The 26,860-nt window shown below is 71.1% G+C and carries 28 protein-coding genes; 9 read left to right on the top strand and 19 right to left on the bottom strand.

Annotated elements, in window-relative coordinates; translation table 11 throughout:
* Positions 1 to 124: 124 nt before the first annotated feature.
* From Q7T15_RS04465 to Q7T15_RS04440, 6 genes are all read right to left on the bottom strand, one after another.
* Positions 125 to 718 carry a GNAT family N-acetyltransferase gene (locus Q7T15_RS04465; protein WP_304693695.1) on the bottom strand — a complete coding sequence of 198 codons (594 nt, stop codon included), beginning with the start codon at positions 716 to 718 and terminating at the stop codon, positions 125 to 127.
* 103 nt (positions 719 to 821) lie between these two features.
* Entirely contained in the window at positions 822 to 1,478 is a 657-nt protein-coding gene (locus Q7T15_RS04460) for a DUF2461 domain-containing protein (protein WP_304693693.1), read from the bottom strand.
* The gene (locus tag Q7T15_RS04455) at positions 1,475 to 2,041 is read right to left on the bottom strand and encodes a hypothetical protein (RefSeq protein ID WP_304693691.1); all 567 of its coding nucleotides are present in this window, start codon (positions 2,039 to 2,041) and stop codon (positions 1,475 to 1,477) included. Before Q7T15_RS04455 ends, Q7T15_RS04460 begins: the two co-directional genes overlap by 4 nt.
* 138 nt (positions 2,042 to 2,179) lie before the next feature.
* Positions 2,180 to 2,608: a DUF1761 domain-containing protein gene (locus Q7T15_RS04450; protein ID WP_304693689.1), complete on the bottom strand. Its 429-nt coding sequence runs from the start codon at positions 2,606 to 2,608 to the stop codon at positions 2,180 to 2,182.
* A 28-nt stretch (positions 2,609 to 2,636) separates the two neighbouring features.
* Positions 2,637 to 3,263 carry a dihydrofolate reductase family protein gene (locus tag Q7T15_RS04445; RefSeq protein WP_304693687.1) on the bottom strand — a complete coding sequence of 209 codons (627 nt, stop codon included), beginning with the start codon at positions 3,261 to 3,263 and terminating at the stop codon, positions 2,637 to 2,639.
* 10 nt (positions 3,264 to 3,273) lie between these two features.
* Positions 3,274 to 3,579: a DUF4190 domain-containing protein gene (locus Q7T15_RS04440; protein ID WP_304693685.1), complete on the bottom strand. Its 306-nt coding sequence runs from the start codon at positions 3,577 to 3,579 to the stop codon at positions 3,274 to 3,276.
* Positions 3,580 to 3,651: 72 nt separating this feature from the next.
* On the opposite strand from Q7T15_RS04440, the gene Q7T15_RS04435 reads away from it, so the two are divergent.
* The gene (locus tag Q7T15_RS04435; RefSeq protein ID WP_304693683.1) at positions 3,652 to 4,230 is read left to right on the top strand and encodes a 1-acyl-sn-glycerol-3-phosphate acyltransferase; all 579 of its coding nucleotides are present in this window, start codon (positions 3,652 to 3,654) and stop codon (positions 4,228 to 4,230) included.
* A gap of 93 nt (positions 4,231 to 4,323) precedes the next feature.
* On the opposite strand, the gene Q7T15_RS04430 is transcribed toward Q7T15_RS04435, so the two are convergent.
* The gene (locus Q7T15_RS04430) at positions 4,324 to 5,916 is read right to left on the bottom strand and encodes an isocitrate lyase (RefSeq protein WP_304693681.1); all 1,593 of its coding nucleotides are present in this window, start codon (positions 5,914 to 5,916) and stop codon (positions 4,324 to 4,326) included.
* Between the two features lie 254 nt (positions 5,917 to 6,170).
* On the opposite strand from Q7T15_RS04430, the gene rraA reads away from it, so the two are divergent.
* Positions 6,171 to 6,635 (top strand): ribonuclease E activity regulator RraA, encoded by a 465-nt coding sequence (gene rraA / locus Q7T15_RS04425; protein WP_304693679.1) that lies wholly within the window; start codon positions 6,171 to 6,173, stop codon positions 6,633 to 6,635.
* A 32-nt stretch (positions 6,636 to 6,667) separates the two neighbouring features.
* Here the strand turns inward: rraA and ychF are convergent, their stop codons facing one another.
* A complete protein-coding gene (gene ychF, locus Q7T15_RS04420) occupies positions 6,668 to 7,741 on the bottom strand; it encodes a redox-regulated ATPase YchF (RefSeq protein ID WP_304693677.1) in 1,074 nt (357 codons plus the stop codon).
* Between the two features lie 80 nt (positions 7,742 to 7,821).
* Between ychF and Q7T15_RS04415 the strand changes: the two genes are divergently transcribed.
* Positions 7,822 to 9,663 carry a gamma-glutamyltransferase family protein gene (locus tag Q7T15_RS04415; RefSeq protein ID WP_304693675.1) on the top strand — a complete coding sequence of 614 codons (1,842 nt, stop codon included), beginning with the start codon at positions 7,822 to 7,824 and terminating at the stop codon, positions 9,661 to 9,663.
* A 121-nt stretch (positions 9,664 to 9,784) separates the two neighbouring features.
* Here Q7T15_RS04415 and Q7T15_RS04410 read toward each other — a convergent pair whose 3' ends face one another.
* The 4 genes from Q7T15_RS04410 to Q7T15_RS04395 are packed head-to-tail and all read right to left on the bottom strand — an operon-like array spanning position 9,785 to position 13,591.
* Positions 9,785 to 10,297 (bottom strand): metallophosphoesterase, encoded by a 513-nt coding sequence (locus Q7T15_RS04410; RefSeq protein ID WP_304693673.1) that lies wholly within the window; start codon positions 10,295 to 10,297, stop codon positions 9,785 to 9,787.
* A gap of 28 nt (positions 10,298 to 10,325) precedes the next feature.
* Complete coding sequence (locus Q7T15_RS04405) at positions 10,326 to 11,390, bottom strand: LLM class flavin-dependent oxidoreductase (RefSeq protein WP_304693670.1); 1,065 nt, start codon at positions 11,388 to 11,390, stop codon at positions 10,326 to 10,328.
* Positions 11,391 to 11,412: 22 nt separating this feature from the next.
* Positions 11,413 to 12,435: a DMT family transporter gene (locus tag Q7T15_RS04400; RefSeq protein WP_304693668.1), complete on the bottom strand. Its 1,023-nt coding sequence runs from the start codon at positions 12,433 to 12,435 to the stop codon at positions 11,413 to 11,415.
* 49 nt (positions 12,436 to 12,484) lie between these two features.
* The gene (locus tag Q7T15_RS04395; RefSeq protein WP_304693666.1) at positions 12,485 to 13,591 is read right to left on the bottom strand and encodes a calcium/sodium antiporter; all 1,107 of its coding nucleotides are present in this window, start codon (positions 13,589 to 13,591) and stop codon (positions 12,485 to 12,487) included.
* Between the two features lie 105 nt (positions 13,592 to 13,696).
* On the opposite strand from Q7T15_RS04395, the gene Q7T15_RS04390 reads away from it, so the two are divergent.
* The gene (locus Q7T15_RS04390) at positions 13,697 to 14,311 is read left to right on the top strand and encodes an exonuclease domain-containing protein (protein ID WP_304693664.1); all 615 of its coding nucleotides are present in this window, start codon (positions 13,697 to 13,699) and stop codon (positions 14,309 to 14,311) included.
* 21 nt (positions 14,312 to 14,332) lie between these two features.
* Here Q7T15_RS04390 and Q7T15_RS04385 read toward each other — a convergent pair whose 3' ends face one another.
* The 4 genes from Q7T15_RS04385 to Q7T15_RS04370 form a co-directional block, all read right to left on the bottom strand.
* Complete coding sequence (locus Q7T15_RS04385; protein ID WP_304693662.1) at positions 14,333 to 14,845, bottom strand: hypothetical protein; 513 nt, start codon at positions 14,843 to 14,845, stop codon at positions 14,333 to 14,335.
* A gap of 68 nt (positions 14,846 to 14,913) precedes the next feature.
* Entirely contained in the window at positions 14,914 to 15,465 is a 552-nt protein-coding gene (locus Q7T15_RS04380; RefSeq protein ID WP_304693660.1) for an OsmC family protein, read from the bottom strand.
* Between the two features lie 186 nt (positions 15,466 to 15,651).
* Positions 15,652 to 17,142: a CoA-acylating methylmalonate-semialdehyde dehydrogenase gene (locus tag Q7T15_RS04375; RefSeq protein WP_304693658.1), complete on the bottom strand. Its 1,491-nt coding sequence runs from the start codon at positions 17,140 to 17,142 to the stop codon at positions 15,652 to 15,654.
* 112 nt (positions 17,143 to 17,254) lie between these two features.
* The gene (locus Q7T15_RS04370) at positions 17,255 to 18,169 is read right to left on the bottom strand and encodes a LysR family transcriptional regulator (RefSeq protein WP_304693656.1); all 915 of its coding nucleotides are present in this window, start codon (positions 18,167 to 18,169) and stop codon (positions 17,255 to 17,257) included.
* Between the two features lie 111 nt (positions 18,170 to 18,280).
* On the opposite strand from Q7T15_RS04370, the gene rmuC reads away from it, so the two are divergent.
* From rmuC to Q7T15_RS04350, 4 genes are all read left to right on the top strand, one after another.
* Positions 18,281 to 19,594, top strand: coding sequence for a DNA recombination protein RmuC (rmuC, locus tag Q7T15_RS04365; RefSeq protein ID WP_304693654.1), 1,314 nt, complete (start codon positions 18,281 to 18,283; stop codon positions 19,592 to 19,594).
* A gap of 10 nt (positions 19,595 to 19,604) precedes the next feature.
* A complete protein-coding gene (locus tag Q7T15_RS04360; protein ID WP_304693652.1) occupies positions 19,605 to 20,015 on the top strand; it encodes a VOC family protein in 411 nt (136 codons plus the stop codon).
* Between the two features lie 132 nt (positions 20,016 to 20,147).
* Positions 20,148 to 21,884, top strand: coding sequence for an AMP-binding protein (locus tag Q7T15_RS04355; RefSeq protein WP_304693650.1), 1,737 nt, complete (start codon positions 20,148 to 20,150; stop codon positions 21,882 to 21,884).
* The gene (locus Q7T15_RS04350) at positions 21,881 to 22,846 is read left to right on the top strand and encodes a bile acid:sodium symporter family protein (protein WP_304693648.1); all 966 of its coding nucleotides are present in this window, start codon (positions 21,881 to 21,883) and stop codon (positions 22,844 to 22,846) included. Before Q7T15_RS04355 ends, Q7T15_RS04350 begins: the two co-directional genes overlap by 4 nt.
* A 9-nt stretch (positions 22,847 to 22,855) precedes the next feature.
* Here the strand turns inward: Q7T15_RS04350 and glpX are convergent, their stop codons facing one another.
* Positions 22,856 to 23,848, bottom strand: a complete 993-nt coding sequence (glpX, locus tag Q7T15_RS04345; protein WP_304693647.1) for a class II fructose-bisphosphatase — start codon at positions 23,846 to 23,848, stop codon at positions 22,856 to 22,858.
* A gap of 158 nt (positions 23,849 to 24,006) precedes the next feature.
* Between glpX and fbaA the strand changes: the two genes are divergently transcribed.
* Positions 24,007 to 25,035, top strand: a complete 1,029-nt coding sequence (fbaA, locus tag Q7T15_RS04340) for a class II fructose-bisphosphate aldolase (RefSeq protein ID WP_304693645.1) — start codon at positions 24,007 to 24,009, stop codon at positions 25,033 to 25,035.
* Positions 25,036 to 25,039: 4 nt separating this feature from the next.
* On the opposite strand, the gene Q7T15_RS04335 is transcribed toward fbaA, so the two are convergent.
* Both Q7T15_RS04335 and Q7T15_RS04330 read right to left on the bottom strand, forming a co-directional pair.
* Positions 25,040 to 26,275 (bottom strand): hypothetical protein, encoded by a 1,236-nt coding sequence (locus Q7T15_RS04335; protein ID WP_304693643.1) that lies wholly within the window; start codon positions 26,273 to 26,275, stop codon positions 25,040 to 25,042.
* Positions 26,272 to 26,860: sensor histidine kinase (locus tag Q7T15_RS04330; RefSeq protein ID WP_370689097.1), on the bottom strand; the 589-nt coding region annotated here is incomplete at its 5' end. The genes Q7T15_RS04330 and Q7T15_RS04335, both read right to left, overlap by 4 nt.

Genomic DNA, 26,860 nt, shown 5'->3' with positions numbered 1-26,860 from the left:
GCTCGTGCCGTGACCTCCGACGACCTGTCGGTATGGCCTGACGCTAACGGTCAGCGCGAGAGGGCGAGAAGGGGGTTGACGACGGCCCGAAGTGCTGACATGGATTCGCGGAGCAGCGCTCGGGTCAGGGGCGCTGCAGGCTGAGCCAGCGCTCCGTGACGCGGAAGCCGACGGCTCGGATCATCGCGAGACTGCGGGCGTTCTGCGAAGCCCCGCCCGCCGAGAAGGTGCGCTCGCCCGCCTCGATCGCCCCGAGCATCCATGCTGCGACGACGGCGACGCCGATGCCGCGACCGCGGTGGTCGGGGGCGACGACCACGAAGTCGTTGTCGCCGGCCGAGCCGACGCACAGGCCGACGAGCCGGTCGCCGTCGAGGGCGCCGAACGCGCGGCGGCCGCGCGAGGACCAGTCGCGCACGTCGGCCGCTGTCACGGGAGCGTGCACGGTCGCGGGCGTCGTGGGCACGTCAGCCCAGCTCTCGGCGTCGAGGGCCTCGATCGCCGCGGCATCGCGGGCGTCGAGCTCGCGGATCTCGAGCCCGGCACCGCGGGCCGTCTCGACGAACCCGCGCAGGCGATCGAGAGCGGCCGACGAGGCCGCGCCGCCGTCGAGCGCGAGCTCGGCCCCCCACGACTCGCCGACGACCTCGAACCCGTCGCCGAGGAGGTCGGGCAGGTCGGGGTCGGTGTCCTGCAGCACGTGGGTCTCGAGAAGCACGGAATCGAGACTATGTCGAACCTCGGACACCGCACAGGGGGCTTGCGCGTTTCGTGTCATCCGGCGTCATGCCGGGCGCATGGGCCGAGCGGTCGGATCCGCGTCAGCTGACGCCCTCGACGGGCGCGGGCAGGTTCTCGGCGAGCCACGCGTTCCACTCGCGGACGACGCGCCAGCCGGCGCGTACGCGGTCGACGAGCTCGGGGCCGGTCATCCAGTCGGCGGGGGCGTGCTCGGCGGCGATCGCCAGTCGCTTGAGCCTCAGCAGGGCGATCTTCGGGTGGTCGGCTCGGAAGCCGCGCGGGGCGGTGGCGAGGGCATCCGTCGTCATGATCGCGAAGCCGCGCTCGGCGGCCTCATCGATCGCGGCCTCGAGGTCGCCGACCAGGCGGTTGTCGTCGCAGATCTCGCGGAACCGCGCGAGCTGCTCGCGGCTCGGCTGGTACTCCCCGCCGGCGAGCATGAGGCCGTGCTGCGAGACCTGCAGGTAGTAGGTGCCGGCGGAGCGGTCGGCGCTCACGAGGCCCAGGTGGTCCTTGTAGGGGCGCTTGTCGGCGCTGAACCGCACATCCTTGTACGGCCGGAAGATCTTGAGGGGCCCGAACTCGCCCCCGAGCGCGTCGACGAGCCGCTGGACGGGGGCCCTCACGCGCTCGTCGTAGCGCGCCTTGTTCGCGAGCCACCAGTCGCGGTTCTGGTTCTGCTCGAGCTCGGCGTAGAAGGCGAAGACGTCGGGGTCGAGGCCCGTCGATTCGGTCACGGATGCTCGCTCTCGGTTCGGGCGGCGGCCAGGGCTCCCCGCGCGAGGTCGACGCGCTCGGCGAGGTAGGCCGCGAGGGGGCGCAGCGCGCTGTCGGGCGCGGACGGGACCCAGCGGATGAGGACCTCGACGTCGCCCGCGTCCGTCTCGCGCAGGACGAGCGGGCCTCGCTCGCCGCGCATCGCCTCCGGGTCGTCGAGCGGGATGGGTCGGGAGTCGAGCACGAGCGTCGCGCCCTCGTCGAAGCCGGAGTCGAGGGCGAGCTGCCGGAGGGCGCGGCGCTCCTGGGCGCTCGCCGACTGGTGGCCCGGCAGCACCTGCCGGCTCGCGCGCACGATGCGGCCGGGCTCGAACGCGTCTCCGGCCGGGGTGGCGAGGAGGGCGCCGAGGAGGAATCCCTCGCCGGTGCGGCGGAGCTTCTCGCGCACGGGGATGAACCCGAGGGCGCGGTGCGCGGCGACCGTGGCGGCGAGCTGCTCGGGGCGTGCACCCGCCGCGGCGAGCGCGGCCGCGGCCTCGACGAGGGCGGCTCGGGCGGCGGCGAGCGCGCGGGGAGCATCCACGCGATCATCGTGCCCGATGCGGCTGGGTGCGCGCACCCGGCGCGGGCGTAGTGCTCGAGCGCAATCCGTACTGTTCGGGGCAATCCGTGCGCCCGGGGGCGGACGAGTCGCCCCGAACAGTCCGGAACGCGCGCGACCTCAGCCGATGAGCCCGACGACCAGGCCCGCGAGCGTCAGCCCGACGACGTCGCCGCCGACCTCGATCGCCCACACCCGGAACCCGTCGCCGCCGAAGAGCCGGTGCGAGAGCGAGCTCGCCGCGACGAGCCCGATGCCGAGGAGGAGGCCGCCGAGCGCGCCGCCGAGCGGCCCGACCGGGTCGCCCGTCGCCTGAGCGACGAACCCGAGCACGATGGCGAGCGCGAGCACCTGCACGAGCGCGCCGAGCGCGGTCATGCCGAACACGACCGCCATGCCGTGCGAGCCCTGCGGCTCCGCGGGGTCGAGGCCCTTCGCGCGCATCCACGCCGGGTAGAAGGTCTTCGGCCCGAACCAGATCGCGCCGGTGACGAAGTAGACGACGAAGCCGGCGAGGACGGCCAGCCAGTTGAGCTCGGGGAGGGACATGCGCTGACCGTACTGCCGCGCGCGTCGGTCAGGGAAGAGGCGGCGCCGCCGGGTCGACCCGCCACCGCATGAGCACCTGGCCCGACTCCGGCCACGCGCGGCTCTCGAGCAGCTTCAGCGCGACCGGCGGCCGCGCGTCGACGAGGGGCACTCCCCCGCCGGCGATGAGCGGGAACGTCACGAGGTGCAGCTCGTCGACGAGGCCCGCGTGCATGAGGTCGTTCCAGAGGATGCGCCCGAGCAGGATCAGAATGCCAGGCCCGTCGAGCGTCTTCAGGCGGGCGACCTCGGCGCGAGCATCCGCCACCGCCACGATGCGGGTGTTCGGGTACGGGGCGAGGTCCGCCTCGGTGAGGGTGTCGGAGACCACGACCTTCTCGACGCGCTCGATCAGCTCGGCGAACTCGCGGCGGATCGCCGTCGCACTCGGGTCGCCGCGCACGCCGGCCCAGTAGCCGAGGTTGCCGAGCGCAGACCGCCGCCCCGACAGCAGGAGCGTGCCGGCCGCGCGCAGCAGCCCCGCGTTGTAGTGGTCGAAGGTGTCGGTGCCGGTGTAATCGGCGTGGTGGTGCTCGAACAGCGACGCGATGTCGTGATCGTCGTCCTCGTAGCGGCCGTCGATCGTGACGAAGTTGCAGACGGTGAGGGTGCGCATGATGGTGCGCTCAGCGCGGAAGGGTCCAGAAGAAGAAGCTGCCGAAGATCGAGACGATCATGCCCAGCCACGCGATGACGAACATGACGATGAGCGCGGTGAACACGCCGCCGACGATCGCGCCGGCCTTCGCGAGCCCCGCTCCCTGCTCGCCCGTGCGAGCGATCTCCCGCTGAGCGAGGATGCCCAGCACGAGCCCCGCAGGCGGCGCGACGAACGCGGCCACCAGCGACAGGATCGCCATGAGGTTGGTCGGGCGGTCGGGCGCCGCGTACGGAGCGGGGTTCGGCTGCGGCGTCGGCGAGGGCTCGGTCATGCGGAGATTGTGTCAGCTTCATGGCGCTCGTGCCGGGACCGTCGACGGGGCGGGGCGACCTAGGCTGGTCGCATGCTCCTGCGCCGCCTCGCTGCCCGCGCGTTCTGGACCGTCAGCCGGTGGCGTCTCGTGACCGAACCCGCGCCCGACCGCCCGACTTTGCTGATCGGCGCGCCGCACACGTCAAACTGGGACTTCGTCTTCATGCTCGCCATCACCTGGCGGCTCGACATCCACATCCGGTGGCTCGGAAAGAAGAGCCTCTTCACCGGCTGGCGCGGGCCGATCATGACGCGGCTCGGCGGCATCCGCGTCGATCGGGATGCACCGGGCCGCGTGGTCGCCGAGGTGGTCGAGCGCATTCGGTCGGGCGAGGTCTTCAGTCTCGTCGTCACGCCCGACGGCACGCGCTCGGGGCACACTCACTGGAAGTCGGGCTTCTACCGGATCGCGCGCGAGACCGGGATGCCCGTGACCCTCGGGTACGTCGACCGCACGACGATGACGACCGGGCTCGGCCCGACGTTCGAGCTCACGGGTGACGTGGCGGCCGACATGGATCGTATTCGCGCCTTCTACGCCGACAAGGCGGGGGTGCGGCCCGAGCACCGCGTCGAGCCCCGGCTGCGCGAGGAGCTCCCGGGCCGCTGACCCGGCCGGACGCTCGCACGGGCTCGATCAGCATGCGACGATGCCGGCCTCCTCTGGGGGAGACCGGCATCGTCCTGCGCTGGAGGACGAGTCCTAGAACTGGTTCATCGTGTTGTGCTCGCCGCCGGCCTTGAGGGCCGAGTCGCCGGCGAAGTACTCCTTGTGGTTGTCACCGATGTCGGATCCGGCCATGTTCTGGTGCTTCACCGTGGCGATCCCCTCGCGGATCTCGCGTCGCTGCACGCCCTTGACGTAGGCGAGCATGCCCTGGTCGGCGAAGTAGCCCTTGGCCAGGTCATCCGTCGACAGTGCGGCCGTGTGGTACGTGGGCAGCGTGATCAGGTGGTGGAAGATACCGGCCTGCGCCGAGCTGTCGCGCTGGAAGGTTCGGATTCTCTCGTCGGCGACCTTCGCCAGCTCGGTGTCGTCGTACTCGACGCTCATGAGCTTCGTGGGGTCGTACGCCGAGACGTCCTTGCCCTCCTGCACGAAGGCGTCGTAGGCCTGCTGGCGGAAGCTGGCGGTCCAGTTGAACGACGGGCTGTTGTTGTAGACCAGCTTGGCGTTCGGGATGACCTTGCGGACCTCGTTCATCATGCCGGCGATCTGGCCGATGTGCGGCTTCTCCGTCTCGATCCACAGCAGGTCGGCGCCGTTCTGCAACGACGTGATGCTGTCGAGCACGCAGCGCTCGGCACCGGTTCCTTCGCGGAACTGGTAGAGGTTGCTGGGGAGGCGCTTGGGGCGCACGAGCCGGCCGTCGCGCTTGATGACGACGTCGCCGTCGCTGAGCCCCGACTCGGGGATCTCCTCGACATCGAGGAACGAGTTGTACTGGTCGCCGAGATCGCCGGGCGCGCGGCTCACGGCGAGCTTCTGCGTGAGGCCGGCGCCGAGCGAATCGGTGCGCGCGACGATCACGCCGTTGTCGATGCCGAGCTCGAGGAACGCGTAGCGCACCGCGTTGATCTTGGCGATGAAGTCCGCGTGGGGGACGGTGACCTTGCCATCCTGGTGGCCGCACTGCTTCTCGTCCGAGACCTGGTTCTCGATCTGCAGTGCGCAGGCGCCCGCCTCGATCATCTTCTTGGCCAGCAGGTCCGTGGCCTCCGGGTTGCCGAAGCCGGCGTCGATGTCGGCGATGATCGGCACGACGTGGGTCTCGTAGTTGTCAATCTGCGTCTGGATGAGCTCGATCGAGGTCTCGTCTCCAGCGGCACGGGCGGCATCGAGCTGCGTGAAGAGCAGGTCGAGCTCACGAGCGTCGGCCTGACGGAGGAAGGTGTAGAGCTCCTCGATGAGGGCCGGCACGGCCGTCTTCTCGTGCATGGACTGGTCGGGGAGCGGCCCGAACTCCGAACGCAGCGCGGCGACCATCCAGCCCGAGAGGTACAGGTAGCGCTTGTTCGTGGTCTTCAGGTGCTTTTTGATCGAGATGAGCTTCTGCTGGCCGATGAAGCCGTGCCAGACGCCGAGCGACTGGGTGTACACCGACGAGTCGGCGTCATACTCGGCCATGTCCTTGCGCATGATGTCCGCGGTGTACTGGGCGATCTCGAGGCCCGTGCGGAAGCGGTTCTGGGCGCGCATCCGGGCGACCGACTCCGCATTGATCGCATCCCAGCTGCTGCCGACTTCCTGCTTGAGCGCTTCGATCGCGTCGATGTCGTCTTGGTAGGCGTTCATGTCATGTCCTTCGTTGTGAGTGGTTCTGTGCCGGGTCGTCTTCCGCGCTGAGACCACACTGAACGAAGAACGGTGATTCATCAGGCGCGTCCTACGCAGAACTTTTTGCATTTTTCTGTCGTGCCGAAGAATGAGATCCGGGCCGTTACGGTCGCCCGCCACGGGTCGCCCGCCGCGGTCTACCGTCGGATGCGACGCAGGCCGCCCTGCGCCATGGATGACCGCGAGGGTGGCTCAACGAGGAACGGGATGACATGACGACGACTGCTGACCTGTATGACGAACTCGGCGAGCGGCTCCAGTCGCTCCCGCTCCAGCTGCAGCTCTTCGGCGCTCACGCGAGGTTCGAGGGGCCAATTCGGACGGTGAGATGCTTCGAGGACAACGCGCTGCTCAAGTCGGTGGTCTCCACTCCCGGCGGAGGCGCCGTGCTCGTCGTCGACGGAGGGGGCTCCCTCGAACGGGCACTGATGGGCGACATGATCGCGAAGATCGCCGCAGACAACGGCTGGGCCGGGGCGGTGATCAACGGGGCTATCCGCGACCGCGTCGCGATCTCGGAGATCCCGATCGGCATCAAAGCTCTCGGCACTAACCCGAGGAAGAGCAGCAAGACCGGAGAAGGCGAGGCGGATGCCCCTCTCGAGTTCGGCGGAGTGACCTTTCGGCCGGGCGCCATGCTCTACAGCGACGAGGACGGCATCCTCGTCGAACGGTGACTGCCGTCACCCAGGGGACGCACCCCTGCGACCTACACGTTGAAGCGGAACTCCACCACGTCGCCGTCCTGCATGACGTAGTCCTTGCCCTCGATGCGGGCCTTGCCCTTCGAGCGCGCTTCGGCGACTGAGCCGCACGAGACGAGGTCGTCGAACGAGATGACCTCCGCCTTGATGAAGCCCTTCTCGAAGTCGGTGTGGATCACGCCGGCGGCCTGCGGGGCCTTCCAGCCCTTGCCGATCGTCCAGGCGCGCGACTCCTTGGGGCCGGCGGTGAGGTAGGTCTGCAGGCCGAGCGTGTCGAAGCCGATGCGGGCGAGCTGGTGCAGGCCGCTCTCGGTCTGACCCGTCGAGGCGAGAAGCTCGGCAGCGTCCTCCGCGTCGAGCCCGATGAGCTCGCTCTCGATCTTCGCGTCGAGGAAGACGGCCTTCGCCGGCGCGACGAGCGCAGCGAGCTCGTCCATTCGCGCAGCGTCGCCGAGCACGCCCTCGTCGACGTTGAAGACGTAGATGAAGGGCTTGGCCGAGAGCAGGCCGAGCTCGCGGATGGGCGACGCGTCGAAACCGGCGGCCGAGAGGGTGGTGCCCGCGGAGAGCAGCGCGTGAGCATCCGTCGCCGCCTGCAGCACCGAGGGGTCGAGCTTCTTGCCCTTGACCTCCTTCTCGTAGCGCGGGATGGCCTTCTCGAGCGTCTGCAGGTCGGCGAGCATGAGCTCGGTGTTGATGATCTCCATGTCGCCGGCGGGGTCGACCTTGCCGCCGACGTGCACGACGTCGTCGTCGGTGAAGGCGCGCACGACCTGCGCGATCGCATCCGACTCGCGGATGTTCGCGAGGAACTGGTTGCCGAGCCCCTCGCCCTCGCTCGCGCCCCTCACGATGCCGGCGATGTCGACGAACGACACGGTCGCGGGCAGGATGCGCTCGCTGCCGAAGATGCCGGCGAGCACCTGCAGGCGCTCATCGGGCAGCTCGACGATGCCGACGTTGGGCTCGATCGTCGCGAACGGGTAGTTCGCCGCGAGCACGTCGTTCTCGGTGAGCGCGTTGAACAGGGTGGACTTGCCGACGTTGGGCAGGCCGACGATGCCGATAGTGAGAGCCACGATCCACCAGCCTACCGGCGGGGCGCGGCGCGCCCGCCGTCGCAGCATTCGATGAGGGATGCCCGGGCTAGCCTCGAAGGATGACCACCGTCGACGCTGGCTCCCCCTTCACCCCCGCCCCGACCGATCGCACGCGCCCCGAGCTGCGCGGCACCTTCGGCATGGCCGCGAGCACGCACTGGCTCGCCACCGCGACCGCCCAGTCGGTGCTCGAGCGCGGCGGCACCGCGATCGACGCCGCCGTCGCGTGCGCGTTCGTGCTGCACGTCGTCGAGCCGCACCTCAACGGGCCGGGCGGCGACCTGACCGGGCTCGTCGCTCCGGTCGGCGAGGCGCCGGTCGTGCTCGCCGGGCAGGGCGCGGCACCCGCTGCCGCGACGATCGCGCATTACACGGGGCTCGGGCTGACCGAGGTGCCCGGCGCGGGCCCGCTCGCGGCCGCCGTCCCGGGTTCGGTCGTCACGTGGCTCACCCTCCTCGCCGAGCGCGGCACCTGGGAGCTGCGCGACGTGCTCTCCCCCGCCCTCCGCTACGCCGCTGAGGGCCACCCCGTGCACGAGAACGTGGCGCGCACGATCCGTGCGGTCGCTCCGCTGTTCGACGAGCACTGGCCGACCTCGAAGGCGCAGTGGATGCCCGGCGGCGAGGTGCCCGAGGCGGGCGACATGATCCGCAACGAGGCGTGGGCCGGGGTTCTGAGGCGACTGATCGCGGCCGGCGAGTCGACCGGCTCGCGTGAAGACCGCATCCATGCCGCGATCGGAATGTGGCAGCACGGCTTCGTCGTCGAGGCGATCGAGGAGTTCGTGCAGACCCCCGTGCGGCACTCGACGGGGGGCGATCACGCGGGCGTCATCACGGCGGCCGACGTCGCGGCGTTCGCGCCGGCGGAGGAGGAGCCGGTCGTCCTGACCTTCCGCGGGGTCGACGTCGTGAAGGCCGGGGCGTGGACGCAGGGGCCCGCCCTGCTCATGGCGCTGGGCATCCTCGAGGCGCGCGCCGCGACGCACGGAGACGGCGTGCTCGACCCCTCGACCGAGCTCGGCGTACACACGATCGTCGAGGCGCTCAAGCTCGCCCTCGCCGACCGCGACGCGTGGTTCGCTGACCCGGCGGCGGTCGAGGTGCCGCTCTCAGACCTTCTGTCGTCGTCGTACCTGGCGTCGCGGGCCGAGCTGATCGGCGACGAGGCGTCGCGCGAAGTGCGACCCGGCAGCCCCGGCGGCCGCTCGCCGTGGATGCCCCCGGTCGTCGACCACGCCGCCGCCGTCGCGGGCGGCGCGGCCTCGTCGGCGGGCGCGGGCGAGCCGACGATCGACCGCAGCGGCCGCTCCCGCGGCGACACGTGCCACCTCGACGTCGTCGACCAGTGGGGCACGCTCGTGTCGGTGACCCCCTCGGGCGGATGGCTGCAGTCCTCCCCCACGATCCCCAGCCTCGGCTTCTGCCTCGGCACGCGCGCCCAGATGATGTGGCTCGACCCCGCGTCGCCCTCGGCGCTGACGCCGGGCGTGCGGCCGCGCTCGACGCTCTCGCCGACGATGCTCGCGCGCGACGGCGTGCCGTTCGAGGCGCTCGGCACTCCCGGCGGCGACCAGCAGGACCAGTGGCAGCTGCTCTACCTGCTGCGCCGCATCGTCGGCGGGTACGAGCCGCAGCAGGCGATCGATGCGCCGATGTTCCACACCGATGCGATGGTGGCGTCGTTCCAGCCGCGCACGGTGCAGGTCGCGTCGCTCACGGTCGAGTCGCGGCTCGGCGAGTCGGTGATCGAGGGGCTGCGGGCGCGCGGGCACGACGTGAAGGTCGTCGGGCCGTGGACGCTCGGGCGCATGAGCTGCGTCGGCATCGACCGCGAGCGCGGCTGGATGTACGCGGCGTCGAACTCGCGCGGGGCGCAGGGGTACGCGGCCGGGCGGTAGCGCGCCTCGGTCGCGCCGACAGTGCGCTACTTCGGTGAGAGTGCGGCACATCGATGTGCCGCACTCTCGCCGAACTGGCGCATCAGCCCACCGCTCAGCGGTGCACGGTGCACGGTGCGGGTCAGCGCGGCGTCGGCACGAGCTCGACGCTGCGCACGGCACCGTCGGCCACCTCGAGCGTCATGACCGTGCCGACGGGCTGCCGGCGCCGATCGGTCGGCGAGCCCGGGTTGAGGAGGCGCACGCCGCCGGGGGTCGTCGAATCCCACGGGATGTGCGAGTGCCCGAAGACGAGCACGTCGGCCGGGGCATCCGATGCCGGACCGAAGCGGGCGTCGCACCGCGCCTCGCGACCCGCCGCCGCACCCGTCTCGTGGATGACCGCGATGCGCACGCCCTCGACCTCGACGCGCGCGACCTCGCCGAGCCGCGCCCAGAGCTCGGAGCCGTCGTTGTTGCCCTCGACGCCGACGAGTCGCTGAGCGCGCGACGCCAGGGCGTCGAGCGTCGCGACGTCGACCCAGTCGCCCGCGTGGATGACGAGGTCGGCCTCGTCGACGAGCCGCCACACCTGATCCTGCAGGGCCTTCGCCCGCACGGGCAGGTGGGTGTCGCTCAGCAGCAGGAGCCTCACGCGAGCACCCTAGGCGAGCATCCGCCCGCTACGCGAGCGACGGCACCGCCGCTCGCACCGCCGGCATGACGTCGCGCGCGAGCGCGGCGAGGATGCGCGCATTGAAGTCCACGCCGAGCTGGTTCGGCACCGTCACGAGCAGCGTGTCGGCGGCGAGCACGGCCGCATCGCGCGAGAGCTCCTCGGCCAGGCGGTCGGGCGTGCCGATGTACTGGCGGCCGAAGCGCGAGCGCGACCCGTCGAGGATGCCGACCTGGTCGCGCTGCTCGGCCTGCGCGTGGAGCCCGAAGTAGTACTCGGTCTCGTCGTCGATGAGCGGGATGATGCTGCGGCTCACCGACACCCGCGGCACGCGCTGCCAGCCGGCGGCGGCCCACGTCGACCGGAACAGCGCGATCTGCTCGGCCTGCAGCTCGTCGAACGGCACGCCCGTGTCCTCCGTGAGCAGCGTCGAGCTCATGAGGTTCATGCCCTGCTCGGCGGCCCAGACGGCGGTCGCGCGCGTGCCGGCTCCCCACCAGATGCGGTCGGCGAGGCCCGGCGACTGCGGGGTCACGGGCAGGCGGCCGGTCGTGACGACCATCTGCGGGTTCGCGGGGGCCATGCCGGCTCCGGTGAGCGCCTCGCGGAAGACGGCCGTGTGCCGGCGCGCCATGTCGGCGTCGCTCTCGTCGGCGCGCACGTCGCCCACCGAGCCCTCGCCGGGCACGTGCCCGAAGCACCGGTACCCGGCGATCGACGTCTCGGGCGACCCCCGGCTGATGCCGAGGTGCAGGCGCCCGCCGCTGATGAGGTCGGTCGCGGCGGCGTTCTCGGCCATCGCGAGCGGGTTCTCGTAGCGCATGTCGATGACGCCCGTTCCGAGCTCGATCCGCGACGTTCGGGCAGCCGCGGCGGCGAGCATCGGGTAGGGCGACGAGTAGTTCTTCGCGAAGTGGTGCACGCGGTAGTAGGCGCCGTCGACGCCGGCCTCCTCGGCCGCGACCGCGAGCTCGATGCCCTGCAGGATCGCCTCGCCGCCGGTGCGCGTGAGCGAGCCGGGGACGTTGCTCCAGTTGCCGAACGAGAGGAAGCCGAGTCGCGTCATGCTCATGCGAACGCATGGAGCGCGATCGCTATTCCGCGCGGTCCCGGCCCCGGGCATCCCCCGAATCGATCGCGGCGGCGTCATCGTCAGGCGACGGATGCCCGTGGCCGATGATCTCGATCGGCGCGGTGTGCGCGGCCCCCGGCTCGCCGGCGCCGTCGGCGTAGAGCGGCGGGTCGGCCGCGACGCGCGGCGGCCGCGTGGCGAGGTAGACGCCGACGAGGACGATGAGGCCGCCGACGATCTGCCAGATCGTGACGACGTCGCCGAGGGCGATCGCGATGATCGTCGTGAAGACGGGAAGGAGGTTGAGGAAGACGCCCGTCTTCGAGGGGCCGAGGGTCGCGGCGGCGATGTTCCACAGCAGGTACGCGAGGGCGCTCGGGAAGACGATGATCCAGGCGAGGCCGAACCAGCCGGCGTCGGTGGGCTGCGCGGGCGCCCCGGTGAGAAGCAGCAGGGGCAGCAGCACGACGACACTCAGGGCGACCTGCACCGTCGTCGCCGTGATCGGCGGGGTCGTGAGGCGGCGCGAGACGATGACGTAGGCCGTCCACGACAGGACGGAGAGAACCAGCAGCAGGTCGCCGACCGACACGGAGAAGCCGGCCGCGGCATCCCCCTGCCCCGCGAGGACGACGAGGAGCACGCCGACGATCGACAGCGCGATGCCGACGACGCCGATGCGGGTGACGCGCTCGCCGAGCAGGATGACCGCCGCGATCGTGATCGTCGCGGGGCTCATGGCGCTGATGACGGCGGCATTGACCGACGAGCTCGTGTCGAGCGCCGCGTAGAGCAGAAGGGTGTAGCCGACCATGCCGAGCATCGCCTGCAGCAGGTGCCACTTCCACTCGGCCCATGCGGCGCGCCAGTCGGGGCGCTCGAGCCACCAGGCGATGACGAGCAGAAGCGGCAGCGCGCCGAGCCAGCGGTAGGTCGTCAGCTCGACGGGCGTGAACTCGTCGATGAGGCGGGCGCCGAAGATGAAGTTCGTCGCCCAGAACAGCTGCGCGAGGACGGGCGGCGCGAACCGGCGGAGGGAGTGCACGTCACCAGGCTAGAACCGTGCGGGGCCGAACGATGACACCGGGGCGGCGTCACGCGCCGCGAGCCTCGGCCGCCGCCTGCCGCCTGCCTCGGATCACTCCGACCTCGTAGGCGGTCACGACGATGAGCGTGACGCCGACGAGCGGGAGCACGAACCACAGCATCACGTCGGTCACGCCCTCGAGCGCGTCGTGCTGCGTCGCGGAGAGGACGAGGTAGACCGTGTAGGCGATGTAGAGCGCGACGAACAGGCCGCCCTCCCACCGGGCGACGATGAAGCCCGTGAACGCGATCGGCAGCAGCGCGATCGCGGCGGCGAGCATGAGCGGCAGGTCGAGCGCGATCGCGGCGGCCGGCACCGGGATGCCCTCGCCGAAGAGGATCGCCGGGAGCCCGAGCACCATGCCGATGTTGAAGATGTTGCTGCCGACGATGTTGCCGACGGCCATGTCGCGCTCGCCGCGCCGCACGGCGATGATCGAGGTCGCGAGCTCGGGCAGCGAGGTGCCGACCGCGACCACGGTGAGGCCGATGACGAGACTGCTCACGCCGAGCTCGGTCGCGATGCTGACGGCGCCGTTGACCAGCAGCTGCGCGCCGAGCACGAGCAGACCGATGCCGCTGAGAAGGAGGATCGCCGCGAGCCACAGCGGCACCGGGGCGGCTCCGGGGGCAGGACGATCGGGCTCCTCGTCCTCGGCCCGCACCTCGCGTCTTCCGACGACGATGCTGACGATGGTGTGCGCGATGAGGCCGGCGAGCAGCAGCACGCCGTCGAGCCGCCCGATCTGCCCGTCGAGGCTGACGACGAGCAGCAGAATCGAGATTCCCACCATGACCGGCAGGTCGAAGCGCACGATCTGCCGCTTGATCAGCAGGGGCAGGAAAAGGGCCGAGACGCCGAGGATCAGCAGGATGTTGACGATGTTGCTGCCGACGACGTTGCCGAGCGCGAGGTCGGGCTCACCCCGCAGCACGGCGTCGACGGTGACGGCGAGCTCGGGTGCCGAGGTCGCGGCCGACACGACCACTAGGCCGATGATGAGCGGCGAGAGACCCACCTTCGCGGCGAGCGTCGATGCGCCGCGGACGAGGGCCTCACCGCCCGCGACGAGCAGCGCCAGGCCGGCGATCACGAAGACGATGTCGAGCAGCACACCGCCAGCCTAGGAGTCCGGGAGGAACCTGCTCGCCTCGCGCGTGATGAGCCGCGACCGGCGGGCCTCGACGGCGCCGTCGGAGGCCCGTGCGACCCTGGAGGGGTGCCGCTGAACTTCACCGCCATCGACTTCGAGACCGCCAACAACCACGCGGCCTCGGCCTGCTCGGTGGGGCTCGTGAAGGTCGCCGACGGCCGCGTCGTCGACAAGACGGGCTGGCTGATCCGCCCGCCGCTCGGCTTCGACCACATGCTGGAGTGGAACACGCGCATCCACGGCATCACCGCTGACGACATCGTCGACGCCGTCGTCTGGGCCGATCAGCTGGATGCCCTGCTCGAGTTCGTCGACGGCGACGCCCTCGTGGCCCACAACGCAGGGTTCGACATGGGCGTGCTGCGCGCCGCGACCGAGGCGAGCGGACTCGAGGTGCCGAGCCTGCGGTACGCCTGCAGCCTTCGGGTGGCCCGTCGCACCTACCACCTCGACTCGTACCGGCTGCCCGTCGCGGCGATGGCCGCGGGCTTCGAGGACTTCGCGCACCACGACGCGCTCGCCGACGCCGAGGCGTGCGCGGCGATCATGGTGCACGCCGCGAAGCGGCACGACGCCGCCGACCTCGACGAGCTCGCGCGCATCACGGGCACGACGATCGGCGCGATCGGAGCGGCCGCAGCCGAAGCCGCGGCCGAGCGACGCCCGGCCGCGCTCGCCTAGCCCCCGGGTCGGAGGCTCGCCTCAGCGGCGAGGCTCGTCGTCGAGGCGGATGCCCTCGTGCTGCGCGTCATCGCGACGGACGTCGTCGTGACGCACGTCGTCGTGGCGGGCATCGTCATGACGAACGTCGTCGTGACGCGCATCGTCGTGGCGAACGTCGTCGTGCCGAGCATCCGAACGCCCGTCGACGTGACCGTCGTTGCCGACGATCGTCGCCGCCTCGCGGCTGCGCTCATCGGCCCGCGCACGGACCTCCTGCGCCGAGCTCGCGTGCTCCTCGGCGGCCTGACGAGCCTTTGCGGCGTCGGCCTCGGCTCGGCGGGCCTCCGCCTCGGCCTCGGCGGCACGGGCCTCGCGATCGGCGGCCGTGATGCGGTCGCGCTCGGCCTGCGCCTGCAGCTCCTGGGCGCGCCGGCGCTCCTGCTCGGCGTGCTGCTCCTTGCGCTTGCGCGAGACGACCACGGCGACGACGACCGCGAGGGCCACGACGACGATGAGGACGATGACGAGGGTGATGATCTGTGACTGATCCATGCGCCGAACGCTAGGGTGCGCATCCGCTCGCCGTGACCCCGTTGACAGATGGCCCTCAGGCCTGTCCGTCAGCCCTTGCGCACGACCGCGCTCACGGGCGTCGGGTTCGCGAAGAGGTCGAGCACGGGGCAGTGCGCGTCGACCGCGGCCCGCAGCTCGTCGTAGCGCTCGAGCGTCTCGGGCCCGGTGATCGTGATCACGAGCCGGATGTCGCTGAAGCCGGCCCGCACGCTCTCGTCGATGCCGAACAGGCGGCGCGCATCCAGGTCGCCCTCGGCCGCGATGTCGATCTCGTCGACGCGGATCCCGAGCGCCTGCGCGTACAGGCGGTAGACGACGACCTGGCACGAGATGAGCGCCCCGAGCGCGTACTCGACGGGGCTCGCCGCGACGTCGTCGCCCGCGAGGGCGCCCGGCTCGTCGACCACGAACTCGTGCTTCCCGGCGCGGATGCGCGTGGCGACCGACCCTTCACCCTCGCCCGAGACGCGGTAGGTGAGCTGCGCGGAGGCGGGCGACGCCTCGATGCGGTCGGCCCATGTGGCGCCGGCGTCCAGAAGGCGCGCGGCGCGGTCGTCGGCGGTCGAGGTCGGAACGGAGGGTGCGGTGAAAATCGTCATGCGGGCACGCTAGGCGGATGCCCGCCGCGCGTCACGCGCGTCCGTCACGCGGCGTCGCGCGCCGTCATGAACCGCAACCGAGCGTCATCGGAGGACACGAGAACGGGGCCCGCGCGTCAGCGCGAGCCCCGCATCCGCCCCGCCGCCCCCTGCCCCGTTTCGGAGGCGAGAAGGCGACGGCGGGAGTCAGCCGTTCTGGGGGAAGCCCAGGTTGATGCCTCCGTGGCTCGGGTCGAGCCAGCGCGAGGTGATCGCCTTCTCGCGCGTGAAGAAGTGGATCGCCTGCGTGCCGTAGGCCTTCGTGTCGCCGAACAGCGAGTCCTTCCAGCCGCCGAACGAGAAGTAGCCGACCGGGACGGGGATGGGCACGTTGATGCCGATCATGCCGACCGTGACCTCGCTCTGGAAGCGGCGCGCGGCCCCGCCGTCGTTGGTGAAGATCGCCGTGCCGTTGCCGTACTGCGAGCCGTTGATGAGCGCGAGGCCCTCGTCGTAGCTCTGCACGCGCACGATCGAGAGGACGGGGCCGAAGATCTCCTCGGTGTAGACGCGCGACGAGGTCGGCACCTTGTCGATGAGGGTCGGGCCGAGCCAGAAGCCGTTCGCGTCGCCGTCGATGTCGATGCCGCGGCCGTCGACGACGATCGAGGCGCCGTCGGTCTCGGCGACGTCGAGGTAGCTGGCGACCTTGTCGCGGTGCTCCTTCGTGATGAGCGGGCCCATGTCGCAGTTGCGCGTGCCGTCGCCGACCTTGAGCGTGCCCATGCGCTCGCTGATCTTGGCGATGAGCTCGTCGGCGACGGGCTCGACGGCGACGACGACCGAGATCGCCATGCAGCGCTCGCCCGCAGAGCCGAAGCCCGCGTTGACGGCGGAGTCGGCGACGAGGTCGAGGTCGGCGTCGGGCAGGACGAGCATGTGGTTCTTCGCCCCGCCGAGGGCCTGCACGCGCTTGCCGTTCGCGGTGCCGCGCTCGTAGATGTACTTCGCGATCGGCGTCGAGCCGACGAAGCTGATGGCCGCGACGTCGGGGTTGTCGAGGAGGGCGTCGACGCTCTCCTTGTCTCCGTTGACGACGTTGAGCACGCCGTTCGGCAGACCGCACTCGGTCAGGAGCTCGGCGAGCCAGATCGAGGCCGACGGGTCCTTCTCGCTCGGCTTGAGCACGACGGTGTTGCCCGCCGCGATCGCGAGCGGGAAGAACCACAGTGGCACCATCGCGGGGAAGTTGAAGGGGCTGATGATGCCGACGACGCCGACGGGCTGCTTGATCGAGTAGACGTCGACGCCGGTCGAGACCTGCTCGGCGTACTCGCCCTTCATGAGCTGCGGGATCGAGCACGCGAGCTCGACGACCTCGAGGCCGCGCGCGATCTCGCCGAGCGCGTCGGAGGTGACCTTGCCGTGCTCGGCGGTGAGGATCGCCGCGAGCTCCTCCTTGCGGGCGTTGAGCTTCTCGCGGAAGGAGAACATGATCTGCTGGCGCTTGCCGACGGGCGTCGTGGACCAGCCGGGCAGGGCGGCCTTCGCCGAGGCGACCGCGGCGTCGAGGTCGGCCTTCGTGGCGAGCGACACCTCGCGGGCGACGCTGCCCAGGGCGGGGTTGTACACGGGAGCGGTGCGGGTGGAGGAGCCGGCGAACGCGGCTCCGTCGACCCAGTGCTGGACGGTGGTCATGAGGATGCTCCTGACAGCGAAGAGGGAGGGATTCGTGCCCAGTCTGCGCCCCCTGCGATCTGCACTCAAGCGGTGAAGGTGCACAGTCGATGTGCAGATCTGCAGATGCGCCTCAGCGGGGCGGGACGAGCTCGTCCCGTCGGCGCGCGACCTCGGCGCGCAGGGCCTCGCGCACGATCGCGACGGCGTCGACCGCGGGGCTCTCCGGGCGGGTCGAGAGGGTGAACTCGAGCCGGAAGTCGACGAGGTCGGGCAGCACGGGCACGAGCCGGGCATCCGTCTCGCCCATGAACGCGTGGAGCAGGCCGATGCCGGCGCCCGCGCGCGTGGCCTCCACCTGCGCGAACACGCTCGTCGAGCCGACGCCGAGCCGCATGCCGCCGAGCACGGGCGCGAGGTCGAGCTCGCGCACCGTCAGGAGCGCGTCGACGTAGAAGACGAGATCGTGCCCCTCGAGGTCGGCGAGCGCGCGCACGGGCGGGCGCCCGACGAGGTACTCGGGCGAGGCGTAGAGGCGCAGCGCGTACTCGGCGAGCGGCTCGGACTGCACCCGGGCCGCGCGCGCGGCGCCGATCGTCACGGCGAGGTCGAAGCCCGAGCCGCGAAGGCTCAGCGGGCGCGTCGAGGTCACGAGCTCGAGCGCGATGCCCGGGTGCTCGGCCCGCACGGCGGCGAGCGCCGGCGCGACGAACATCGCGCCGAACCCGTCGGGGGCGGCGACCCGAACCGTGCCGCGCACGGCCCCGTCGCCCGAGGCGGCCGCGACGACCTGCTCGACGATGCCCTCGAGGGCGGATGCCCGGTCCACGACCTCGCGGCCGATCGCGGTGAGCTCCCATCCGTCGGCGCCGCGATCGAGCAGCCGGGCGCCGAGCGCGGCCTCGAGCCGGTCGATGCGACGACGGACGGTCGTGTGGTCGACGCCGAGGAGCGTCCCCGCCGAGGTCATGCGGCCGACGCGCGCGACGGCGACGAGGTACCGCACGTCGTCGGTCGAGACGTCCTGCGGGCGCGGAGCGGGGGGCATGCGCTCACCCTACGGCGCGGCGCGCGGGCGCCGTCGCGCTCGGCGTGCGGGCGCAGTCTCGCTCGGCGTGCGGGCGCCGCCGATGTCGGATGCCCCTGCCACACTCCACGCATGGACTTTCTGCTCCCCCTCCTCATCGGCGCGCTCCTCGGCGTCCTGCTCGGCATCGCGGTCGGTCTGCTCGTCGCGCGGCGCACCCGACCGGCGGCGGAGGACCCGGCGATCGTCGAGGCGCGGCACCAGGCGCTCATCGTGCAGATCCGCAGCGAGGAGGCCGAGCATCGCGCCGCGCTGACCGCCGAGCTCTCGGGGCTCCAGGCGACCGCCGCGGGCCTGCGCGAGCAGGTGGCGCAGGCGCAGGATGCTCACCGCGAGTTCGTCGAGCGCACCCACGCCGAGCAGCGCGCGCGCGAGGAGCGCGAGCGCGGCGAGAGCAGGGTGCTGCAGGCCCTCACTCCGGTGCAGGAGACCCTGCGGACGATGCAGGCCAAGGTCGCCGAGCTCGAGACGCAGCGCAGCGTGCAGCACGGCGAGCTCGCGCAGCAGCTCAAGTCGGCGACGGAGTCGGAGGAGCGCCTGCGCGCGACCGCCGAGTCGCTCGCGAGCGCCCTGCGGTCGAACAGCGTGCGCGGCGTCTGGGGCGAGACCCAGCTGCGCAACGTCGTGGAGGCCGCAGGTCTCATCGAGCGCGTCGACTTCGACGTCCAGTCGAGCATCTCCTCCGACGCGGGCGCGGGCCGGCCCGACATGGTCATCCACCTCCCCGGCGGGAAGAACATCGCCGTCGACGCCAAGGTGCCGTTCGCCGCCTACCTCGAGGCGAGCCAGATCGCGATCACCGCGAGCGGCGAGGAGGGCGCGCGACGCGAGGCCCTCATGAAGCAGCACGTCAAGGCGGTGCGCGCCCACATCGACACCCTCGCGAGCAAGGCCTACTGGGCCGGGCTCGAGGCCTCCCCCGAGCTCGTCATCGCGTTCATCCCGAGCGAGTCGCTCGTCTCGAGCGCCATGGAGGCCGACCCCGCGATCATGGACTACGCCTTCGGCAAGCGCGTCGCCCTCGCCTCGCCGGTCACTCTCTGGTCGGTGCTCAAGACCGTCGCGTTCTCGTGGCAGCAGGACGTCCTGACGGAGGACGCCAAGCTGCTGTTCGACCTGAGCCGCGAGCTGTACGGCCGTCTCGGCACGCTCGCCGGCCACATCGAGAAGCTCGGCCGCTCGATCGAGGGCACGGTGCGCAACTACAACGGATTCGTCGGCTCGATGGAGCGCCAGGTGCTGCCGAGCGCCCGCAAGCTCCAGCGCCTCGACGAGTCGAGCGTGCTGGGCCCGCTCCTCCCCATCGAGGACGGCCCGCGCGAGATCACGGCGATGGAGCTCATCGAGGGCCTCGAATCGCTCGACGCCGCGACCGCTCCGGAGTAGCCTCCCCCGCATGCTGACGCTCACCTTCGCCTTCAGCGGCTTCGCGGTGCCCGACATCGACGCAGCCCGCACCTTCTACCGCGACGTGCTCGGGCTCACCGTGACCGACGAGATGATGGGCCAGCTCTCGCTCGAGCTGCCCGGCGGCGGGTGGGTGCTCGTCTACCCCAAGGCCGACCACGAGCCGGCGACGTACACCGTGCTGAACCTCGAGGTCGACGACATCGACCGAGCGGTCGACGAGCTCGAGGCCGCGGGCGTCGAGCTCCTCCGCTACGAGGGCTTCGGGCAGGATGCCCGGGGCATCGCTCGCGGGATCGCCGCCGATCGCGGCCCCGACATCGCCTGGTTCACCGACCCCGCGGGCAACATCATCTCGGTACTGCAGAACCCGCCGCGCGACGACGCCGCTCCGCTCTGATCGAATCGGCGATCGCCCGCCGAAAACCCACCGCTGTCAGCGCTGTGCGCGCTCCCACCATGCCGATATCATCAGCCGCAGGCCCCCCGTCAACGACGACGAGGCGGTGACCCCTTCGGCGAGAGATCGATGATGACCCAACGCCCCTGGCTGGCCCACTACCCGAGCGATGTCGAGCACGAGCTCGTTCCGCCGCCCTTCGACACGCTGCCCGGGCTCGTGGCGGCCTCGGTGGCCGACTACGCCGACACCGTCGCCTTCACCCAGTGCATGCCGAACGGCATGAACGGCTCGCTGACCTATCGCGAGGTCGACGAGCTTTCCGACTCGTTCGCCGCGTACCTGCGCGAGGAGGTCGGCCTGCGCGCCGGCGACCGCGTCGCCGTGCAGATGCCGAACTGCCTGAGCTACCCCGTCGTCGCGTTCGGCGTGCTCAAGGCCGGCTGCGTGCTCGTCAACACGAACCCGCTCTACACCGCGAGCGAGATGACGCATCAGTTCAGCGACTCGGGCGCGACGGTCCTCGTGATCATCGACATGTTCGCCGACCGGCTCCCCGAGGTGCTGCCCGCGACGAGCATCGAGACGGTCGTCACGGTGCGCATCACCGAGTTCTTCCCGCCCGTCGTCGCCGGCGTCATCCGGATGGTCCAGAAGATCTGGAACCGCTCGCTGCCGCCCGTCACCGTGCCGCACACGACCCTGCAGTCGGCGCTCGCACGAGGGAAGCAGAACCTCGGGAAGAGCGCCGCGTACCTCGAGGGCGTCAGCGCCGACACGCTCGCCGCCCTCCAGTACACGGGTGGCACCACGGGCGTCGCGAAGGGCGCGATGCTCACGCACGGCAACCTCGTGTCGAACACGATGCAGATGATGCAGATGCTCGGCACGCACATCCGCCCCGGCAAGGAGGTCGTGCTGACGGCCCTGCCGCTGTACCACATCTTCGCCTTCACGGTGAATCTGGTCGGGTTCTTCCAGAAGGGCGCGCGCAACATCCTCGTGCCGTCGCCGCGGCCGCCGAGCAACCTCAAGCGGGCGTTCGAGAACTACCGGATCACCTGGATGACGGGCGTCAACACGCTCTTCAACGCCCTGCTCAACGAGCGCTGGTTCGTCGAGAGCCCGCCCAAGCACCTCGTCGCCTCGGCTGCCGGCGGCATGTCGCTGCACGAGTCGGTCGCGCAGGAGTGGCGCCGCGTCACGGGGACTCCGATCGTCGAGGGCTACGGCCTGACCGAGACCGCCCCGTGCCTCACCTTCAACCCGCTCGGCGGGGCGGGCAAGGACGGCACGATCGGGATCCCCGTGCCGTCCACGATCGTCCGCTGCGTCGACGAGAGCGGCGTCGACGTGCCGCACGGCGAGCCCGGCGAGATCGTCGCCCGCGGCCCGCAGATCACCCCCGGCTACTGGCAGCGCCCCGCCGACACGGCGGCGTCGATGATCGACGGCTGGTTCCGCACCGGCGACATCGCGCAGATGGATGCCGACGGCTACTTCACGATCGTCGACCGCAAGAAGGACATGGTCATCGTGAGCGGCTTCAACGTCTACCCGAACGAGGTCGAGGAGCGCATCGCCTCGATGCCGGGCGTGCTCGAGGTCGGCGTCATCGGCCTGCCCGACTCCAAGACGGGCGAGGCCGTGCGCGCCTATATCGTGCCGACGCAGAACCCGCCCACCGAGGAGCAGGTGATCGCCCACTGCCGCGAGACGCTCGCCGCGTACAAGGTGCCCAAGTCGGTGCGCTTCGTCGACGAGCTGCCCAAGAGCCCGATCGGCAAGATCCTCCGACGCGAGCTGCGCGCGATCGGCGTCACCTCGAGCACGGCCAGTATCGAGACCCAGGGAAGGGAGCTCTCGTGATCGCGCCCCTCGCCATCGCGACGCAGGCCGTCGTCAACGAGCAGGACGTCGTCACGCCGTTCGAGCAGAACCTGCTCGTCGGTCTCGTCTTCGTCATCATGTTCGGCCTCGGCGCGGGCCTCACGCCGCGCGACTTCAAGCTCGCGCTCAAGCGCCCCTCCGGTCTCATCATCGGCTTCATCACGCAGTTCGGCATCATGCCCGTCCTCGCCTACGTGCTGTGCCTCGCCTTCCTCTTCCAGCTCGCCCCCGAGTACGCTCTCCCCGTCGCCGTCGGCGCCCTGCTCATGGGCGCCGTGCCCGCCGGAACGACGTCGAACATGTTCACCTACTTCTCGAAGGGCAACCTCGCGCTGAGCGTCATGATGACGACGAACTCGACGCTCTGGGCCATCCTCATGACGCCGCTCGCGCTCGCGATCTTCGGCAATCTGCTCTTCTCCGAGACCTCCGAGTTCCAGATCCCCATCACGAACATCGTGGTGACGCTCGCCATCCTGCTGATCCCGGTCGTGCTCGGGATGCTGATCCGCCGCTACAGTGCGAACATCGGCGCGGTGCTCGAGCTGCTCGGCGGGTTCTTCGGCCTGTTCTTCATCGTGTTCCTCGTCCTCACCTGGGTACCGCGGAACTGGGCTCTGCTCTCCTCGACGCCGTGGCAGACCTACGTCGTGGCGATCGGCCTCGGGCTGTTCGGCATCCTGGTCGCTTTCGGCATCTCCAAGGCGATCCGGCTGCACCCCGCGAACGCACGGACGGTGGCGCTCGAGACGGGCATCCAGAACGGCCCGCTCGCGATCGCGATCATCCTGCTCACGTTCCAGGGCAGCCCCGACATCGGATTGATCCTGATCGTGCCGGCGCTCTACTCGCTGTTCATCGTGCTCATCGCGACCGTCGTCACGTTCGTCTTCCGGCGCGCGAACACGGCAGCCGAGCAGAAGATCCCGAACCTGCTGTAGTCGGAGGCTCTAGAAGTCGAGCCACTTCGAGGCGAGGTGGTCGGCCACCACGCGGCGCACGGTGCCCGACCGCGAGCGCAGCACGATCGACTCGGTCGTGATGATGTCGCCCTGGCGACGGACGCCCCGGACCAGCTCGCCGTCGGTCACGCCCGTGGCGACGAAGAAGGTGTTGTCGCTGCGGACGAGCTCGTTCGCCTCGTAGACGTGGTCGAACTTGAGCCCCGCGGCAAGACCCTTGTCGATCTCCTCCTGCGAGCCGGGCGCGAGGCGGCCCTGGATGAAGCCGCCGAGCGCGCGGATCGCGCACGCCGTCGCGACGCCCTCGGGGCTGCCGCCCGTGCCGATCGCCATGTCGATGCGCGAGTCGTGGCGGGCGGCGTTGATGCCCGCGGCGACGTCGCCGTCGAGGATGATGCGCGTGCCGGCGCCCGCGCTGCGGATCTCCTCGATGAGCTGCTCGTGGCGAGGACGGTCGAGCACGGCGATGCGCATCTCCTCCACCGGCTTGTTCTTGGCCTTCGCGAGCGCGCGGATGTTCTCGCCGACCGACTGGCGGATGTCGACGACGCCGATGCCCTCGTGCCCCGTGACGATCTTCTCCATGTAGAACACGCTCGAGGCGTCGAGCATCGAGCCACGATCGGCGACCGCGAGCATCGAGATGGCGTGCGAGCGGCCCGCGGCCGTGAGCGAGGTGCCGTCGATCGGGTCGACGGCGATGTCGCACGCGGGCCCCTGGCCGTTGCCGACCTCCTCGCCGTTGTAGAGCATCGGCGCCTTGTCCTTCTCGCCCTCTCCGATGACGACGACGCCGGCGAAGTTGACCGTCCCCAGGAACTTGCGCATCGCATCCACCGCAGCCCCGTCGGCGGCGTTCTTGTCGCCCTTGCCGATGAAGGGGGTGGCGCGGATCGCCGCCGCCTCCGTGGAGCGCACGAGCTCCATCGCGAGGTTGCGGTCGGGCTGGAGGTAGAGGGATCCGGTCTGCGTGGTCACCATGAGTGGCGTCCTCTCGAGTCGTGACGTGCCTGAAGGAGGGACGCGCCGGGTGGTAGCACAGCGCTGCGGCAACCCTACCGCGGGGCCGCTGACGGCGCTGAGCCCCGTGGCTAGACTGGCGTCGAAATCCACCACCACTGCGCCGCTGAAGGAGCCCCATGCCGATCGCCACCCCCGAGCAGTACGCCGAGATGCTCGACAAGGCCAAGAAGGGCGGGTTCGCCTACCCCGCGATCAACGTGTCGTCGTCGCAGACGATCAACGCCGTGCTGCAGGGCCTCACCGAGGCGGGCTCCGACGGCATCATCCAGGTCACCACGGGCGGCGCCGACTACTTCGCCGGCCAGAGCGTCAAGGCGCGCGCCTCGGGCGCCCTCGCCTTCGCCGCGTTCGCGACCGAGGTCGCCAAGAACTACCCCATCACGGTCGCGCTCCACACCGACCACTGCCCGAAGGATGCGCTCGACGGCTTCGTCATGCCGCTCATCGAGGCGAGCGAGGCCGAGGTCAAGGCCGGCCGCAACCCGATCTTCCAGTCGCACATGTGGGACGGCTCGGCCGTGCCGCTGCAGGAGAACATCGAGATCGCGCGCGAGCTCCTCCCCCGCATGAAGAACATCAACGCCATCCTCGAGGTCGAGATCGGCGTGGTCGGCGGCGAGGAGGACGGCGTGCAGCACGAGGGCTCGAACGAGGCCCTCTACACGACGCTCGGCGACGTCACGCAGGCCGTCGAGGCCCTCGGCCTCGGCGAGAACGGCCGCTACATGGCCGCCCTGACCTTCGGCAACGTGCACGGCGTCTACAAGCCGGGCAACGTCAAGCTCCGCCCCGAGCTGCTCGCCGAGATCCAGGCCGGCATTGCCGCGAAGTACGGCACGGATGCCCTGCCCCTCGACCTCGTCTTCCACGGCGGCTCCGGCTCGACCGACGCCGAGATCGCCGAGGCTGTGCGCAACGGCGTCATCAAGATGAACATCGACACCGACACGCAGTACGCCTTCAGCCGCTCGATCGCCGACACCGTGCTGAAGAACTACGACGGCTTCCTCAAGGTCGACGGCGAGGTCGGCAACAAGAAGATCTACGACCCGCGGGCGTGGGGCAAGATCGCCGAGAAGGCGATGGCCGAGCGCGTCGTCGACGCCACGCGTCAGCTCGGGTCGGCCGGGCACTCCGGGAAGTAGCGGCTCACATCGCCTGAGGGCGCGCGGGCGGCGGCGCGGGCGAGCGCTGCACGACCGCCCGCGGCACCGCCTCGCTCACGGGCACCTCGAAGTCGACCTCGAGCGTCGTCCCGTTCCGCCAGCGGATGTCGTCGACCGCCGCCTGCAGCGTGACGTAGTACGGCGCGAGGAAGGTCACGCGCCGCCCCTCGGGCAGGGTGCTGAGTATGCGCAGGGCGACGGCGACCGTGCCCTGATCGGCGGCCTTGAGCTCCACGCGCCCCGCGATGAACCCGGAGTCGGGTCGGGCGAGCAGCGCATCGAGCATGGCCCGCAGCGCGGTCCGCTGCGGCAGGCTCAGCCGTTCGGCGAGCCGGTCGGCGTCGTCGACCTCGATCGGCCGTCCGCGCACAAGTCGCTCGAGCCAGGTCTCCTCCGCCTCGGCGATGAGCTCGGCGCGCAGGGCGGCGGCGAGCGCGCGCGCCCGCTCGCGGTCCTGCTCCGTCACGGCGCCGCGCTCGAGCACCTCGCGCACGAAGCGCAGCGGGGCGGCGAGGCGCGCCGACATGTCGGCGTCGATCCGATCGATGAGGGCGGTGCCCGTGGCGGATGCCTCGGCCATGCGCTCGCGGTCGCTCGCGTCGCCCGACTCGCCGTCGACCCCCAGGGGCCGCTCGTTCCAGGTCTCGAACAGCCGCGTGACGACGGAGACGAAGACGATGCAGCCGACGGCGGCGAGCACGATCTGCAGCACGACGAGGAACACCGCCACCGGGAGCGGCCAGCCGAGCTCCACCTGCGCCGCGAGCGAGATCGCCGCAAGCGCGGCAGCGGCGAACGAGACGACACCGTAGCGCGCGAGCTGCAGTCCGGTCGAGAACGGCGTGAGCGCGATGAGCATGAGCGACACGCTCACGGGCGCCCACCACAGCTCGATGCGGAACACCGACCCCCCGTATCCCGCGGCCGAGAGCGCGAGCGCGACGAGCACGAGCCCGATGGCCGCCCAGGCGACGGGCTCGCGCAGGGGGCCCCGGTGCGGCCGGGTCGCGACGTGCACGAGGAGGAAGGCGGAGACGCCGAGCACGGCCGCGGCCGCCTGGACGAACGGGCGGTCCCCCGCCTGCCCGAGCAGCAGGAGCATGACGAGCGACTGGACGCCGGCGTAGGCGGCGCAGGCGAGAGCGAGCCAGTCGGTCGCGAGCCAGCTCAGCGGGTCGGCGCTCCACGGCGAGCTCGCTCGCGCGCCGCGCCCGCTCATGCGGGTGCTTCCCCACCGACCGGCACCGAGAGCATGACGGTCGTGCCCTCGTCGCCCGACCACACGCGCGCCGAGCCGCCCACCTCGCGCACCCGGGCGTCGATCGACGAGCGCACGCCGAGCCGATCGGCGTCGACCCGCGTGGAGGAGAAGCCGACGCCGTCATCGACGATGAGCACCGAGAGGGTGCCGTCGCGCTCGCCCACGACGAGCTCGGCCCGGTCGGTCGCGGCGTGCCGCACGACGTTGTCGAGCGCGGCCCGCGTGGCCCCGAGGACGGCCGCGCGCACGGCCTCGTCGACCGCGACCACGAGCGTGTCGCAGCCGGAGACGTCGACGGTCACGCCGCTCCACTGGTACTCGCGGACGAGCTCGAGCAGGTCATCCGCGATCGGCGATCGTTCGGGCGTCGAGAGCGAATCGGGGTCGATCGCGACCGTGCCGGCGAGGGCGAGGGCGAGGTCGCGCTCGAGGCGCGCCCGGGCGCCGGGGTCGAGAGGTCCGGGGCGCGCGGCGATGATGGCGAGGTCGGCGAGCACGGTGTCGTGCGCGACGCGCGCCGCGCGGCGCTCGAGCTCGCGCTCG

The organism is Microcella sp., from assembly GCF_030645145.1.
Lineage (GTDB): Bacteria > Actinomycetota > Actinomycetes > Actinomycetales > Microbacteriaceae > Microcella.
Note: the sequence above shows the minus strand (reverse complement) of the source record. Positions and strands in the feature narration are given on the sequence as shown.